Annotated in this window: 14 protein-coding genes and 1 riboswitch; of the genes, 2 read left to right on the plus strand and 12 right to left on the minus strand. The window is 44.0% G+C overall.

Features of this window, described 5'->3' with window-relative positions:
* From MHB72_RS12970 to MHB72_RS12980, 3 genes are read right to left on the minus strand one after another with little or no spacing between them, the layout of a single operon-like run.
* A complete protein-coding gene (locus tag MHB72_RS12970) occupies window positions 1-645 on the minus strand; it encodes a CPBP family intramembrane glutamic endopeptidase (protein ID WP_020451986.1) in 645 nt (214 codons plus the stop codon).
* Window positions 639-2,135, minus strand: coding sequence for a RecQ family ATP-dependent DNA helicase (locus MHB72_RS12975; RefSeq protein WP_216920168.1), 1,497 nt, complete (start codon window positions 2,133-2,135; stop codon window positions 639-641). Before MHB72_RS12975 ends, MHB72_RS12970 begins: the two co-directional genes overlap by 7 nt.
* Window positions 2,128-3,186 carry a helix-turn-helix domain-containing protein gene (locus MHB72_RS12980; RefSeq protein WP_216920166.1) on the minus strand — a complete coding sequence of 353 codons (1,059 nt, stop codon included), beginning with the start codon at window positions 3,184-3,186 and terminating at the stop codon, window positions 2,128-2,130. The genes MHB72_RS12975 and MHB72_RS12980 overlap by 8 nt, the downstream gene beginning before the upstream one ends.
* Before the next feature lie 263 nt (window positions 3,187-3,449).
* On the opposite strand from MHB72_RS12980, the gene MHB72_RS12985 reads away from it, so the two are divergent.
* On the plus strand, window positions 3,450-3,698 hold the full coding sequence (locus tag MHB72_RS12985) for a ferredoxin (RefSeq protein ID WP_003183064.1): 249 nt from the start codon (window positions 3,450-3,452) through the stop codon (window positions 3,696-3,698).
* A 139-nt stretch (window positions 3,699-3,837) separates the two neighbouring features.
* Here MHB72_RS12985 and MHB72_RS12990 read toward each other — a convergent pair whose 3' ends face one another.
* Window positions 3,838-4,419: an ECF transporter S component gene (locus MHB72_RS12990; RefSeq protein ID WP_035338506.1), complete on the minus strand. Its 582-nt coding sequence runs from the start codon at window positions 4,417-4,419 to the stop codon at window positions 3,838-3,840.
* 155 nt (window positions 4,420-4,574) lie between these two features.
* A riboswitch (FMN riboswitch) is annotated at window positions 4,575-4,708 on the minus strand.
* A gap of 253 nt (window positions 4,709-4,961) precedes the next feature.
* Here MHB72_RS12990 and serA point away from each other — a divergent pair.
* On the plus strand, window positions 4,962-6,539 hold the full coding sequence (gene serA / locus MHB72_RS12995) for a phosphoglycerate dehydrogenase (protein ID WP_023857473.1): 1,578 nt from the start codon (window positions 4,962-4,964) through the stop codon (window positions 6,537-6,539).
* A 48-nt stretch (window positions 6,540-6,587) separates the two neighbouring features.
* On the opposite strand, the gene MHB72_RS13000 is transcribed toward serA, so the two are convergent.
* From MHB72_RS13000 to MHB72_RS13035, 8 genes are all read right to left on the minus strand, one after another.
* Window positions 6,588-7,412, minus strand: coding sequence for a M23 family metallopeptidase (locus MHB72_RS13000; RefSeq protein ID WP_035338504.1), 825 nt, complete (start codon window positions 7,410-7,412; stop codon window positions 6,588-6,590).
* Between the two features lie 123 nt (window positions 7,413-7,535).
* Window positions 7,536-8,642, minus strand: coding sequence for a GerMN domain-containing protein (locus MHB72_RS13005; RefSeq protein ID WP_023857475.1), 1,107 nt, complete (start codon window positions 8,640-8,642; stop codon window positions 7,536-7,538).
* Window positions 8,578-9,162, minus strand: coding sequence for an RNA polymerase sigma factor SigX (gene sigX, locus MHB72_RS13010; RefSeq protein ID WP_023857476.1), 585 nt, complete (start codon window positions 9,160-9,162; stop codon window positions 8,578-8,580). The genes MHB72_RS13005 and sigX overlap by 65 nt, the downstream gene beginning before the upstream one ends.
* Window positions 9,163-9,434: 272 nt before the next feature.
* Complete coding sequence (locus MHB72_RS13015) at window positions 9,435-10,349, minus strand: LCP family glycopolymer transferase (protein ID WP_216920164.1); 915 nt, start codon at window positions 10,347-10,349, stop codon at window positions 9,435-9,437.
* Between the two features lie 34 nt (window positions 10,350-10,383).
* Window positions 10,384-11,214 carry a polysaccharide deacetylase family protein gene (locus MHB72_RS13020; RefSeq protein ID WP_023857478.1) on the minus strand — a complete coding sequence of 277 codons (831 nt, stop codon included), beginning with the start codon at window positions 11,212-11,214 and terminating at the stop codon, window positions 10,384-10,386.
* Between the two features lie 337 nt (window positions 11,215-11,551).
* The gene (locus MHB72_RS13025) at window positions 11,552-12,685 is read right to left on the minus strand and encodes a WD40 repeat domain-containing protein (RefSeq protein WP_216920162.1); all 1,134 of its coding nucleotides are present in this window, start codon (window positions 12,683-12,685) and stop codon (window positions 11,552-11,554) included.
* Window positions 12,682-14,133 (minus strand): HAMP domain-containing sensor histidine kinase, encoded by a 1,452-nt coding sequence (locus tag MHB72_RS13030; RefSeq protein WP_216920160.1) that lies wholly within the window; start codon window positions 14,131-14,133, stop codon window positions 12,682-12,684. The genes MHB72_RS13025 and MHB72_RS13030 overlap by 4 nt, the downstream gene beginning before the upstream one ends.
* 3 nt (window positions 14,134-14,136) lie before the next feature.
* Window positions 14,137-14,838 (minus strand): response regulator transcription factor, encoded by a 702-nt coding sequence (locus tag MHB72_RS13035; protein ID WP_023857481.1) that lies wholly within the window; start codon window positions 14,836-14,838, stop codon window positions 14,137-14,139.
* Between the last annotated feature and the right edge of the window lie 225 nt (window positions 14,839-15,063).

Consider the following 15,063-nt stretch of genomic DNA (forward strand, 5'->3'; position numbering starts at 1 on the left):
TCAGCACGGGTCTTCTCCTGCTCCTTCTTCTTCCTCTCTATCCTTGACATCTCCGTCATGCGAACTCCTCCTTACGTGTTGAAAACGAATCTGGCACGCAAATACAACATCGATCAAAAAGTGTGCCGTCACAGGAACGAATAAATTCCCTGTCCATTCAAAGCTCAATCCGAGCAAAAAGCTGATGGACACAACCATTACAAACAGCAGCCATTTTTTCAAATAACGAAAATGCAAAATCGCGAAAATAATGCTCGCTGCCCAGAGACCGAAATGCGTCTGGATAACGCCTCTGAACAATATTTCCTCTGCAAATGCAATGAAAAGGGTAAGAATCACGATATGCGGGTACGAGCGTTCACGAAAAAGCTTTTCATTTATCCCTTCATCGTCATACATATGCTTCGGAGCCCATTTCATCACCATCAGGTCGGCGATAATCACGAGAGCCGCGAGCGGCGCCCCGTATTTCAAGATGCTCAAGTCCGATGGATTCCAAAGCGACAAAAAATCGTCTGCATCATCAAATAAAAAGATGCCCATCAATAATGCGGTAAAAAGCATCAGCATCTGGGAAAAATAGAGCTGTTTCAGCATTTCCCTGTCTGACAGGCGACGTATGATTTCCGACTGCTTTTTCAGCATACACGATCACAGCTGGCGGCAAATATGGCATCTAATTCTTCTTCCCACGCTGTCAATTTGTTCATAGACGGACGGTCTCCTTTGGCTTCGTATGCTTCAAGACTTAAACCGCAGGATGTACAGCACACTGTGTCATCCGTTTCCAGCGGTTCTTTTTGTTCTTTAAAATAAGCGAGCAAGCTTTCCCTGAAACACCCTTCGCTTTCGGTGACGGCGGCGAATCCAGCCGCTTTTTTCAACTTGAGCTCCCTGCGGCTGTCCATCTCCCTCTGAATGACCGCCCGGCCGTCGTCGCCAAGGTGATGCACCTTCTGATAAAGATGTAGAAAATGGCGGGCTTGCGTTTCAGATAAACCGGCCTGCTGTAGAACTTCCCGCCGGTTTCGCTCATCTTTCACTCCGGCAAGCTTTTCGTATAAAAAGCCGATATCACTTTGAGAGAGAGCTTCCATTTGAATGAGCTGTTCCTGGATTTCCTCGTCTCCCGGAGCTTTCAGCAAAATGCTGACGCTCTGCTTTCCATCCCTGCCCGCACGTCCGATTTCCTGCAGATACGCCTCTGTCGTCTGCGGGAGGCTGAAATGGATCACATATCTGACATCAGGCTTGTCAACTCCCATACCGAAGGCGTTCGTGCAGCAGACTACATCAAGCTGGTTGCGAATGAACTGCTGCTGAATCAGCATCCTGTCGCTTGCCTCCATCCCGCCATGATAAAATCCCGTTCTCAATTTTGTCTCATCACCAAGCTTGTCAGCCAGTTCTTCAGCCCATTTTCTTGTCGGGCAATAGACAAGACCGGGACCTTGCAGCTTTTGAACCAGCCCTGTCAGTCGCTCCGTCTTCTCAGCGGTATCCCGCAACTTTTCAATATGAAGCGCAATGTTCGGGCGATCAACGGAATGGATCAAATAATTGGCGCCTTTAAGCCCCAGCATATTGGAAATGTCCTTCAATGTCGCTTCGGTTGCCGTCGCTGTAAGCGCCAGGGTGACGGGATGACCGAGGAGCGCCTTGATATCTCCAAGCTTCGAATAATCAGGCCTGAAATCATGCCCCCATTGTGAAATGCAGTGAGCTTCATCAACGACAAAAAGGCTGACATTGAGCAATTGAAGCTTTTTCAGCACTTGGCCGGATTGGAGGGCTTCTGGTGAAATATACAGATATTTGAGGCTGTGAAGCCGACTTAATACGTCATTTTTTTCCTGGTGTGTCAAAGCGCTGTTCAAGGCCGCGGCCCGCTTCTCTCCGCGCATTTTTAATTGCTGCACCTGGTCTTCCATTAAAGACAAAAGCGGTGAGACGATCAGGACGGTTCCGTCTTTCAACAATCCGGGAAGCTGGTAGCACAGCGATTTCCCGCCTCCTGTCGGAAGCATCGCCACCGTGTCCCGCCCCTCCAGCACGCTTTTGATGATCGTTTCCTGGCCGTTTTTAAAAGTATGATAACCAAAGTACCGGCGGAGCGCCTGATGAAGTTTATCCATTCCTGATCACCGTTTTCGACAAGGCCAGGCGGATTTTAAAATAGCTGTATCGGCCGCCGAGTCCCTCTTTAATTTGTCTGATTTTATTGGTTTGGTTCGCTTTCGCATAATCGGCAATGATTTTCTGCTCCTCTTTCGACACGTACTGATTGATGGAAAAAGACGGATCATGAATGGCAATTTCCACAATGTGATCCTCGATCGTCGCCGCTTTCAGCTTTCGAATGTCTGCGATCCGGTCTATTGTATGCCCTTCTTTTATAAGAAAAAGCGTTTTTCTCGTCGATTGTGTCAAGCCATCATTCAAAGGAATGTCCTGAATAAGCGTTTGAAAAAGCGGACTTTCACCATTTTGGGCGGATTGAATAAAATGATGCAGAACATCCCAAAACAGTGCATATATGTACCACTCATCAAGGTCCATTTTTTCGGAAAGCTGTCTAAATGTATAGCCCGCTTTTGCCCCGGAAGTCAGGGAGTGGACAAAAATAGCGGCCTGTTCATCATCGTTCAAAACAGACAGCTTCTCTTTCAGCTCATGGTGAAACTGGGCTGCTGTTTCAGCGGCATTCCGGCTTCTTAAATATTGTTTAACCCAGTTCTGAATCTGATAATCTTTTACGATCGGTAAATACACGCGTTCGCGGTAAAGTTTGTTGGAGAGCACCTGAATCAAAAGCGACATCCTTGCCCACATGATTTTGGCTGCCGCCTGATAATAGCCGCCGTGAAAATGGCGGGGCCACGGGTAAAGGGCAAAAAAGCCGGCAAGTTCCGCTTCTCCTTTTTCGGTGACGATGTAAGCGCCGCTTTCCGCTTTTTCTCTGACCAAAGACTCCTGTTTCAATTGTTGAACGCTGACTGTCACCTGCTCTCTGGACAGAGCCGAGCAAAAGCCAAAGTATTTTGAAACGGCAAATAAACCGGCGTCCTGTATCGTCTGTGACGACCTTTTTCCTTTTAATAAATGATAGACCGCGCTTGAAGAACGCTCACCCTTCATGGATGACAGAATGTCGAGCACAATGGCGTCAAAAAAATGAACCGGCATATCATCACCTACAATCTTCCGGCAACATTCGATCTTTTCTTCTTTTTATTTTAACAGATTTTGCGGAGAAATCGACGTTTAAACTCATATAAAAGGGGTATGTTAGCAGTAGAACCCTTGTGTGATAAGCATTCTCAATATTTTTGAGTTGAAATGTAAGATTAACACCATTACAATAAGGAATGGGAATAGGTTTCATATCGGATAGATAGAGGGTTAAACCATTTGTTCCAACGAAGAACAATCTGGGAGGTTTTTTATTCATGCCAAAATATACAATTGTAGACAAAGATACGTGCATCGCATGCGGAGCTTGTGGTGCTGCGGCTCCTGATATTTATGATTACGACGATGAGGGAATCGCGTTTGTCACCCTTGACGACAATCAGGGTGTCGTCGAAGTCCCTGACGTCTTGGAAGAAGACATGATGGACGCATTTGAAGGCTGTCCTACAGATTCGATCAAAGTTGCGGATGAGCCGTTCGAAGGCGACCCGCTTAAACACGAATAAAGCAAAAAAACATCCGGTGCACAAAGTGCCGGATGTTTTTTTATCAGATAAGCACTGCTTCGCCAACAAGCAAAAAGAAGCCGGCTCCTTAATGCAGCTGAAAATGCCCGGCACTGTGCCGGGCATTTTTCATGTCTATTTATTTGGCGGCCATGCGGACGTTTTCCTTCAGCCGCGGCTTCAACGAAAGGAAAATCGGCGTGGACACGAGAGCCACAGCGATGCCTTTGATGAAATTAAATGGCAGGATTCCGGCCAAAACTGTGGTTTTGAGCGCTTCTCCCGATAGCACTGGAGCATTTAAAAACCAAGTGTAGGCAGGCAGAAATAATAGATAATTTAAAATGCTCATCGAAACGGCCATCACAAGCGTCCCTGCGAAAAGAGCTGTGACAAACCCTTTGGCAGAACTTGATTTTTTAAGCAGCACAGCCGCCGGCAGGATAAACAATGTTCCGGCAATGAAGTTAGCCGCCTGATCAATCGGAACGCCTGAGGCGCTTCCGGCAATAAAGTAATTCAGCACGTTTTTGATCGCTTCAACAGCAATTCCGGCTCCCGGACCATACAAAATAACAGCGAGCAGTGCCGGGATATCACTAAAATCGATTTTCAAATACGGGAATGCCCCCAAGATCGGAAAACTCAGCATCATTAAAATAAATGCGATGCTGCTCAGCATGCTGATTGAGACGAGACGTCTCACCTTGTTGTGTTTCATTTTGTCACTCTCTCCTTTTCGATCACATCTCACGAAAAGAGGAATGGTTCTTTCCCCCTGCCCTAAACAAAAAACCCGCTTTATTGAAAAAGCGGGGCTGTTTTACAGACAGGTCAAATAAACGTTTGAAAATATCATTTCAAAACGCACGGAACCTCCATCTTCTCCCATCCAGACTATACTGTCGGCTTCGGAATCGCACCGAATCCTGCCCCTAAAGAGGCTCGCGGGCTTAGAGCGCTTGCTCATCACCGCCGGTAGGGAATTTCACCCTGCCCCGAAGATTGATCTTATTTATTTTTGATACTGATATTATTATAAATGAATTGTGAAAAAATGTACAGATTCAAAGCTTATTGAGCTGTTTTGGGGCGTCCTTCAGGATATTTCGGCAAACTCACTTTTTCCACACACTAAAAACCGCACATTCACAGTTATTTCATTTTTAATTTTCGTCTTTCCGCACGAAACTCATTGACACCCTTTATGGAATATGGTAAATTATCAGATATTTATGACGCTTATTTAGGAGGAAATCTTACATGTTTCGAGTATTGGTCTCAGATAAAATGTCCAGCGACGGCCTCAAACCATTAATGGAAGCAGATTTTATTGAAATTGTAGAAAAGAATGTTGCGGAAGCGGAAGACGAGCTTCATACGTTTGACGCTCTCTTGGTGCGGAGCGCCACGAAGGTGACCGAAGAATTGTTTAAAAAGATGACTTCGCTAAAAATCGTTGCCAGAGCAGGTGTCGGCGTCGACAATATCGATATTGACGAGGCGACAAAGCACGGTGTCATCGTCGTAAACGCGCCAAACGGAAATACAATTTCAACTGCTGAACATACTTTTGCAATGTTTTCAGCGTTAATGAGACATATTCCGCAGGCAAACATCTCCGTTAAATCCAGGGAGTGGAATCGTTCGGCTTACGTCGGTTCAGAGCTTTACGGAAAAACGCTCGGCATCATCGGAATGGGCCGCATTGGAAGCGAAATCGCGAGCCGCGCAAAAGCGTTCGGCATGACCGTTCATGTATTTGACCCGTTCCTGACGCAAGAAAGGGCAAGCAAGCTCGGCGTTAACGCGAACAGCTTTGAAGAAGTTCTGGCATGCGCTGACATTATTACAGTTCATACCCCGCTCACAAAAGAAACGAAGGGACTTTTGAACAAAGAAACCATCGCAAAGACGAAAAAAGGCGTTCGTCTCGTGAACTGTGCAAGAGGCGGGATCATCGATGAAGCGGCGCTTTTGGAAGCTTTGGAAAGCGGACATGTCGCAGGCGCTGCCCTCGATGTGTTTGAAGTCGAGCCTCCGGTCGATTCAAAACTGATCGATCATCCGCTTGTGGTCGCGACTCCTCACTTGGGCGCTTCAACGAAAGAAGCTCAGCTGAATGTCGCTGCACAAGTTTCCGAAGAAGTCCTTCAATATGCGCAAGGAAATCCTGTGATGTCCGCGATCAACCTTCCGGCCATGACAAAGGATTCATTCGAAAAAATCCAGCCTTATCATCAGTTTGCCAATACGATCGGAAACCTTGTGTCTCAGTGTATGAATGAGCCTGTTCAAGATGTAGCCATTCAATATGAAGGCTCTATCGCCAAGCTTGAAACGTCATTTATTACGAAAAGCCTTTTGGCCGGATTCCTGAAGCCGAGGGTCGCGGCTACCGTCAACGAAGTGAATGCCGGCACTGTCGCGAAAGAGCGCGGCATCAGCTTCAGCGAAAAAATTTCTTCCAATGAGTCAGGCTATGAAAACTGCATTTCTGTGACTGTCACCGGAGATGTGACGACATTCTCTTTAAGAGCGACGTACATTCCGCACTTCGGCGGTCGCATCGTTGCCTTAAACGGCTTTGATATCGATTTTTATCCGGCTGGACACCTTGTGTATATTCACCACCAGGATAAACCGGGGGCTATCGGCCATGTCGGACGAATTTTAGGAGACCATGACATCAACATCGCCACTATGCAGGTGGGCCGAAAAGAAAAAGGCGGAGAAGCGATCATGATGCTTTCATTTGACCGCCACCTTGAGGACGATATTTTAAATGAGCTGAAAAACATCCCGGATATCGTGTCTGTTAAAGTCATCGACCTTCCTTAATAAAAAGCCCCGGAACCTGAAAGAAATTCCTTTCGGGTTCCGTTTTTTTTAGGAACTCTCCCTGATCTCAAGCAGCTGGCGGGGATAAATCTGCTCGCCTTTCAAATCGTTCCATTCTTTGAGGTGCCGGACAGTAACGCCCATTTTTTCGGCGATATGATGAAGCGTATCCCCTTTCTGGACCACATATGTGCCGGTCTTCGGTTCATCGTCATGAAGGCGGAGTGTTTGGCCGGCCTTAAGCTTCGAATGTTTCAACCCGTTTATTCTCATGATCTCCTCGATAGATATACCGCTATCCTTGCTGATTTTCCAGAGCGTGTCCCCTTTTTGAACAGTTACGGCACCGCTCATTGTCCCGGTGTTTTGATGAACGTGGACCGAATTTTGCTGGAACGCTTCTTCACGAAGCACCGTCAGCGGATTGATTGCATATCTTTTATCTTCAGTCCATGAACCGTGATGCATTTCAAAATGCAGGTGGGTTCCGGTCGATATTCCCGTATTGCCGATGATTCCGATTTGCTCGCCTTTTTTCACCCGTTCTTTTTCCTTTTTCAGGCGTTTGCTTAAGTGGGCATAAACGGTTTCATATCCGTTGTCATGTTTGATAAATATCACGTGGCCGTAGGAGTCCGATTGATACGATTTGCTTACCGTTCCGTCTGCGGCTGCCGCTACAGCTTCCCCTTCAGGAGCGGCAATGTCAAGCCCCTTATGTTTTCCGTCTCTCGTCCCGAATTGATCTGTGATCTCCCCTTTAATCGGTTCAATCCACTCTGAAGCTGCCGCTCCCGGCGTAGTGACGAGAAACGCAAGCCCCGAAAGCCATGCGATCGCGAACAGGAAGTTTTGATGTCTGAGTATCTTCAAGGGTTTCCATATCCTCCTATTACAAGCATCTGCGGTAAAATTCCCCCGATTCGGAGACAGCTTAGTATACTTCCAAATCAATACATTTTATACATCAAAAAAAGACTCCGCGCGGGGAGTCTTTTAGCTTTCTATCGTTATCGGATTCGGTGCGTAAGGAACCTGTACAGATTTCGACAAGTCATAGGCGCCGACCTTGGTTGTGGATGCATTTTTAAATTTCACTTTTGTGAACCCGAAATCTTTGGCGGTCAATAGAAGGCCTTCCACCATCAAAACGTCTTCAGGTTTATTTTCAATATTCGCGGAGGAAGAAAATTGAATGATCAGTTCTTTTCCATTCTTTTGAATATCTTCAATCTTTGTATCATCGGATAGAATGGGTTGTAAATGAGTGCCGCTTTCTTTAACTTTCATCATCTTTATCGCTTCCTGCACCGTTTCGTAAGATTCGCTTGAAGGTGCAAGGAACCGGCGTCCGTCAGAGCTTTCATATAAATAGTAGCCTTTTTGCGTCTGATGCATAATCGCCATATCAGCGAGCATTCCGAATGATTCAAATTCAACGCCAGATTCATCATCGGAAATAAACAAAACAGAATCATATGAACCCCATTTAAAGGTTTCGTTGATCACATTTTTCAGCCGTTCGAAATCTTCCACTGAAAGCTCCGGTATTTTTTCATTTACTTGAATCGTCAGTTTTTTACCGTTTTTCTGTTCTTTGAACTTCACCTGATCAAGATAAGATGTATCAAATGATGTAAATTGGTCCACTTTAAGCCGGCTGTATGCGTGAAGTGCATCTTCAAGATTCGTCATGCTTATGCTTTTCTCAAGACTTATCGGGACAACGACAGACTTGGACTTGTCAAGGAAAGCGAAGGTGATATAGTCGTCTTTTTGATTCTGGGAGACGACAAACGTATTTGCAGGTTCAGACTTGGCAGCATCAGCCTCCGTCTGCACCAATTTTCCGTCAGATGAAATGTTGGCGTCGGCGCTGTTTTGAGATCTGATCTGTTCGATTAATTGAGGAGTGATCAGCATCAGAAGAAAGAGAACCAAAACTGTAGCAGCAAATGCGCCGACCCGTTTTTTCGGTGATTTACGCTTTGGTGCGAAAATCAGCTTTTGATAGATCTGATTTGCCGAACGATTATCCTTAACCGTTGGAAGTTGGCTTAGTAACGCCTTCAGCCGTTCTTCGTTCCATTCTGACTTCTTCATTCTTTGGATCCTCCTTCAAAAGCTCCATCTGTTTACGAAGCACTTTCAGACCGCGGTGCTGAGTGGTTTTCACCTTGCTTTCGGAAAAATTTAAGGCTTTTGCCGTTTCACTGATCGAATACCCTTGGATAAACCGCAATACGATAACGGATCTTTGATCAAGCGTACACCTGTCAAGGGCCTCGAAAATTTCCTTCAGGTTTTCATTCTGCATCACGATGTCCTCAGGCAGAGGCTTGCGGTCTTTTACATCTTGCTTCTCCCAGTCAAACGTCCCCAAAATCCGCTGGCGGATCGTCTGCTGCTTTCTGAACCAGTCGATCGCAACGTGCCGCGCAATCGAAAGAAGCCAGGTTTTTTCGCTGCTTCTGCCTTCAAATGTTTCATAAGAATGCAGGACGCGGATGTATACTTCCTGAACTAAGTCTTCTGCCTGGTTTTTGTCTTTTACCATATAAAATAAAAACTGAAATAAATCCTGATGATACTGATCATATATTTTCTGAAAGGTTTCTTCCACCTGAAACCCCTCCGTTCAATTTATTGTCGTTTGTCAATCTTAAAAGGTTACATTACAACTATTACAACTATATTACGAACATATGAAAATGGAAAGGGGGTTTAACTAAAGTTAAGCTTAATTTTAACTTAACAAGCATAAAAGCACCCGTTCTAAATGAACAGGTGCCAAGCTTACAGGAACTTCCGCTTTCTCACTAAGCTGCGTCCGTATACTCATAATCGGAACGTTCCTTAAGGCGGATCCTTTGAAATGGACTGATTTTCATCAGTTTATGACTTTAAGTCCAATTGTTGGCGAAGCTTTTTGGAAATCTCCTTTCTCTTTTCGTCAGTCACCAGGTGATACCATAAGCCGTCAACTTTTTTATCTTCACCCTCAATTTCTATCTGTTTAATATCCTTGGCAGCTTCTTTATAAGAATGTTGAATATCGATCATCTTGTCCAGTGTTAAGTTTGTTTTGATGTTTTTTTCTAATGCTGTCAAAATTTCTTGATAGTTTGTTAATGATTTTAATCGGGCACCTTCATGAATGATTTCATTGATGATCTCACGCTGACGCTCTTGACGTCCAAAATCACCGCGAGGATCGTCTTTTCTCATCCTAGCATATGTCAAAGCAGTTTTGCCATTAAGATGCTGCTTTCCTTTTGACAGATGCACGCCTTCAAGGGTGAAATCAATCCGATTATCCACCGTAATGCCGCCAATTGCATCGACAATATCTTTAAACCCATCCATATTGATTTTAATATAATAATTGATGGGAATGTTCAAAAATTGTTCTACAGTTTCAACGGTCCCTTCAATTCCGCCATAGGTGTAGGCCGAATTCATTTTCGAAAATTTATTCTTCGATTTGATAAACACCCTTGTATCACGCGGAATACTTGTCATTGTCGTTTTCTTTGTCTCCGGGTTAATCGTCATCACAATCATAGAATCCGGTCGTCCTTTATCACCAGGGCGCTCATCTATCCCTAATAAGAGAATGGATATAGGATCGTGCGGAGCAGTATCCTTCTGCTCGGTATCCCTGTGAAGAGGCTCGTACATTCCATTTATTGATTTTGCGACGGTACGGTAAATCCCGTATGAAACCACACTGCCAATCGTTATCACTAGCGCGAGGGCGAACAATATCACATTTTTCATCTTTAGTTTTCTTTTTCTCATTTTCACCATAGTATCCCTTCCTTGTTGATCCAGGTCATATTTTTTAATTCCATCTGAAATGAACCGGTTTTATCGAATCATGAATAGGCTTCATTTCATATCCGTTTTCCTGAAAGTATTTCAATAGTTTCTCCAAATGGGCCGCAGTTGTCGGTTTTTCATGCATTAATACGACAAGCGGCTCAACACCGGAAAGGTTATTGACTTGCTGAATCACATTATTGACGAATTGACCGTTTGTATTTGCAGATTTCCAGTCCTCTGAATCAACAGTCCAGTCCCAAAGATTAAAGTGGTCGCGCTTAATGACTTCTTGAAATGGACCGGTAATATAAGGCTTTGATCCGTAAGGCGATCTGATCAAATGTGTGTCAACGTTGGTCGTTTCTTTGATCGTTTTCAACGTATCGTTCATTTCTGCTGCAAAGCTTTCAGGAGATTTATAGATTTTTGATACTTGGTGCGTCACTCCGTGAGAGCCGACAGAGTGGCCGCTTTCAACCATTTTTCTCACAATATCGGGATTTTGTTCGATATTCGGTTTTAACATGAAAAAAGTAGCTTTTGCATGATACTTATCGAGCAAACTTAAGATCTTATCTGAAGCCGCAGGATTCGGCCCGTCGTCAAATGACAAATAGACGACCTTTCCGATTTCCGGCGCTGTTTGCTTATTTTCTTTTTTCTCTGCTTTATGTTTGCCTCCCGTCACAGGTGCTGAAGCGGAGGAATTTTCTTTTAGCGGTTCCTGCTTTGGACCAGCGAGTGTATTCCACGAAATGCATAACAAAGTCACCCCCAGTACAATCAACATACCCAGCACTAATTTTCCTAGTGCGCTCAATTTACGATCTTCTTTTGGTGAATTTAACACTTTTTCCAACTCCTTAAGCTGTAATTATCAATCACTAGGTTTCTTTTAATCTCGTCACATACAAATGACAATTTTTAAGCTGCTATTTGAAGACAACGTTCTATAAGAAGGATGCTCTTTAAATATAAAGGGAAGATATCGCAGAAGTTCGGCCAACTTGTAAACAAAATGTCACAAAAAGAGGAAAAACATCATTTTTTGAGGGATGTTAATCAGTAAATAATAAGACTTATTACCTTGAAGGGGATAGTGAGAAAGGAATGGATAAAAAAACCTTATTTCGGTATTTAACTGAAATAAGGTTTTTTTTCCTGATATTAAAGTATAAAACGATCGGTTATTTAAATGTGATGATATAAGCTTGTTCTTCTAAAAATCGCGCCGATGCACTCTCCATAGAAGGGTACTGGTATTGTGCGCTAACGAGCAGGCTGTTGCCGTCCGGGCTCCAATATATTTCCGAAGGGATGGTGCCGTGGTATATCGGTTCTTCATACAGGATATTTTTCCCTTGAAGCTTGCCTGCATAGATATTGTCTTCATCCTTCAAAGAGTAAGCGATTTTCTTTAAGTCGTTTGAGAATTTAAAAACAGTTACTTTTTCGAGCAGAGCAGAAAGCTCGCCGTTTCTGCGATCATATTCGTACAGGGTTTCCCCTGTGTCCAGGAATACAAATTGATCATTGTTTAACCAAACAGGCCCGCCGCGGCTGTCCAGACGCTTGTCCTGGATTTTGATGCGGTTGCCGTCAATCGTTCCCATTCTAATCCCGTACTCGTCGGAACGCTGCAACACGGTAAGCAGCAAATCTCGTCCATTATCAGAGATGTTAACTCCCGTAAGCGAATCTTTCTCCGCAAAATCATTCAATGTATACGTTTTGAGCGTTCCGGAATCCGTATCATAAACACGAAGGCTTGTCTGATTCCCCTGCCCAACATCTAAAACGAGATAACAAACGTATCTGCTATTATTTGACCATGAAACATCTTGGACATAGACCTCATTGCTGGCGGAGATGCTGGCGATTTCTGTGTTTTTTCCGTTCGCCGGCGAAAACAGCTGCATTGATGTCTTACTTAATGACAAAGTGACTCCGGCGATACGCTTTCCGTCTGGAGACATTTTCAGGTTGGACATGTTGCTTTCAATGCCTTTTACGATTTCAGCTTTTTCATAGGGGGAGGAAAGGCGCTGAAGACTGCGCGCTGTACGTTCGGATGTCCCATCTCCCTTGAAAAAACCGACAACGGAATCCGGTGAAGACCACCCAAGCAGCTGCCCTGCTTTTGGAAGGCGATAAATCGTATTGACTTGAAAAGGGCGGGTCTTCTGGTCATCGCTATGATTTTCTTCCCCGCTCGGGATAATAATCGTTTCAGATCTTTTTCCGACATTATAACTGGACACGATAATGGCCAGAAACAACAGCACTCCTGCCCAAATGATAAACGGTTTGTTTTTCATCATTTCTCAACCTTTGCGTAAGCTAATTCAACATGAATCACTGTTTGGTTTTCCTTGTAGTACATCTCGATTGTTCCTCCGTGTTCGTCAACAATTGTTTTCACAATGCTTAATCCCAAGCCTACACTTCCTTCTTCCTTAATCTTCTGATTGACTGAATAAAAGGGCTGGAACATTTTGGAGTGTTGGTCATTTTTCAATGGAGCACTTGGATTCTTGAATGTAAAAAGAATGTTTTCTCCAACGATTTCGGCCTTAATGATGATTTCCGAATGAGATAAGCTGTATTTGATGGCGTTGTCCAGCAGATTGATGAAAAGCTGGCGCAGCCTGCTCACCTGACTGTGAACGTACAGGCCATCTTCAATGTCACAGGTAATCCTTTTCTTATACCGTTCTGCCCGAAACTTCATCGATTCGCAAACATCTTTTAAAATTTCCCCTGCCTCGACCCTGTCAAATTGAGCGCCCTTGGCAGGTTCCCGGGATACTTCAAGAAGCTTGATCACCAAATGATGCAGGCGCCTGCTTTCTTCAACAATGTGGTTCATTCCTTTATCAAAAAACACCCGATCCGATTCCCCTTTATCTTTTATGATCTCTGCATATCCTTGGATGGAAGTCAGAGGTGTTTTCAGCTCATGCGTCATATTGTCAAAAAATCGTTTTTCTTGTTCGTTCAATTCCTTTAAACGGTCACGATCCCTTTCGATAGTTAAAATTTGTTCTCGAATTCTGCTGATCATATCGTTAAAGTTGATGGCAAGCTGGCCAATTTCATCTTTTCTATTAAAGTGGATATCCATATCCAGTTTACCCTTCTTGACTTGCGAGGTGGCATCTGTCAGCTTGACGAGCGGAATCGTGATATGTCTGGACAGGATATAGGAGAAAAGAAACGCCGCCAAAAATATGGCAAGTGCGATGTAAAAAACAATATCCAGGATCTCTCCGCTTTGCTTATACTGCAGGTCGAAATTTTTCGAAAAGCGTAATATGCCTACTTTTGTGCCTTCAACGACAACCGGGTATGAAAAAAACACTTCTGCTTTATTGCGGTTATAGGTGATATGATAGGCAGTCTTTCCTTTGATCGCCTGTTTAAGATCTTCATTACTTCCACGGGAAAACGCCTTCTGATCAGAAGCAGACAACAATGCGCCATTCACGGTATAAACACCGACATTGCTTCCTGTGGAGTGATTCAAATTATCTACCATTTCATCGGCCATATCACCGAAATAAAGTTCATTGTTTTTATAATGATTGATTAAAAATGCCTGGTTTACATAGACGGTACTGTTTTTTTTCAGTTCGACTAAATCCGATGTTACAATTTTTTCATTACTCGACCAAATCACGTTCTTAACCGTATGATTGAGCACAAGGAAAGAGAGAGAAAAAATCAGAAAAAAGCCAACAATAAACTTGCCCTTGATGGTCCGTAACACTCTCTACTCCTCCTGCTTCTCGAATTTATATCCGATACCGAACACCGTTTTAATCAAGTCGCTTGCATCGAGCTTTTTGCGGAGTCTTTGAATATGGGTATCAACTGTACGGGTGTCACCGAAAAAATCGTATCCCCAAATGAATTCTAAAAGCTCTGAACGCGTAAAAACTTTTCCCCGATGATCAACCAAAGTCATCAGCAGATCATATTCTTTAGGAGTCAATTCGACGGCTGCCCCGTCTTTTTTCACCAGTCTTTCACCCGGGATGATCACAATATTTTTAAACCGGATCTCATCCTCTTTTTCCGTTTCCCGTTCGTTCACATGATAGGCTTGTTCCAGACGCCGAAGGATCGTGCGGATTCTCGCGACAACTTCGCGCAGATCAAACGGCTTTGTAATATAGTCATCGGCCCCGAATTCCAACCCGAGTATTTTATCCGTTACATCTGATTTTGCGGTGATCATCAGTATCGGAATATTATAGCTTTCAGTCACTGTTTTGCAAATATCCAATCCGCTGCAGTCAGGCAGCATCCAATCGAGCAGCAGAAGATCAGGTTTGAATTGATCTAATTTCCTCATGCCTGAAGAGCCGTTATTGACCGTGCACGTTTCAAAACCTTCGGACGTCAGCCCGTAAGCAAGCAAATCAGCAATTGCTTCATCATCTTCTATAATCAGTATTTTGGTTTTATCCATAAAGTCATCACTCATTCCCTGTTTCAAGTTTATTTTGTCTAGAAACCTCTTTTGCTTCTCGCATCCTCTAAACAGATTATACATAAATCCAAACCAAACTCTTCCTTTGACGGTCCGCAATTGGAGCGCTGGCGGACTTTTAAGGGCAGAAAAAATAAACGGCCTTTTATAGATGATCAGAACGGGAGCAATTATGTCCATATGTGATTTTCACTAGTCCATTTG

Source organism: Bacillus sp. FSL K6-1284 (genome assembly GCF_038002625.1).
Lineage (GTDB): Bacteria > Bacillota > Bacilli > Bacillales > Bacillaceae > Bacillus > Bacillus paralicheniformis.

What these genes read in the sequence shown, in the direction of transcription:
- MHB72_RS13025 (WP_216920162.1), bottom strand. Translation starts at nt 12,685, where the DNA reads ATGATGAAAAACAAACCGTTTATCATTTGGGCAGGAGTGCTGTTGTTT.
- MHB72_RS13005 (WP_023857475.1), bottom strand. Translation starts at nt 8,642, where the DNA reads ATGAAGAAGTCAGAATGGAACGAAGAACGGCTGAAGGCGTTACTAAGC.
- MHB72_RS13035 (WP_023857481.1), bottom strand. Translation starts at nt 14,838, where the DNA reads ATGGATAAAACCAAAATACTGATTATAGAAGATGATGAAGCAATTGCT.
- MHB72_RS12970 (WP_020451986.1), bottom strand. Translation starts at nt 645, where the DNA reads ATGCTGAAAAAGCAGTCGGAAATCATACGTCGCCTGTCAGACAGGGAA.
- MHB72_RS13015 (WP_216920164.1), bottom strand. Translation starts at nt 10,349, where the DNA reads ATGGTGAAAATGAGAAAAAGAAAACTAAAGATGAAAAATGTGATATTG.
- MHB72_RS12990 (WP_035338506.1), bottom strand. Translation starts at nt 4,419, where the DNA reads ATGAAACACAACAAGGTGAGACGTCTCGTCTCAATCAGCATGCTGAGC.
- serA (WP_023857473.1), top strand. Translation starts at nt 4,962, where the DNA reads ATGTTTCGAGTATTGGTCTCAGATAAAATGTCCAGCGACGGCCTCAAA.
- MHB72_RS12975 (WP_216920168.1), bottom strand. Translation starts at nt 2,135, where the DNA reads ATGGATAAACTTCATCAGGCGCTCCGCCGGTACTTTGGTTATCATACT.
- MHB72_RS12980 (WP_216920166.1), bottom strand. Translation starts at nt 3,186, where the DNA reads ATGCCGGTTCATTTTTTTGACGCCATTGTGCTCGACATTCTGTCATCC.
- MHB72_RS12985 (WP_003183064.1), top strand. Translation starts at nt 3,450, where the DNA reads ATGCCAAAATATACAATTGTAGACAAAGATACGTGCATCGCATGCGGA.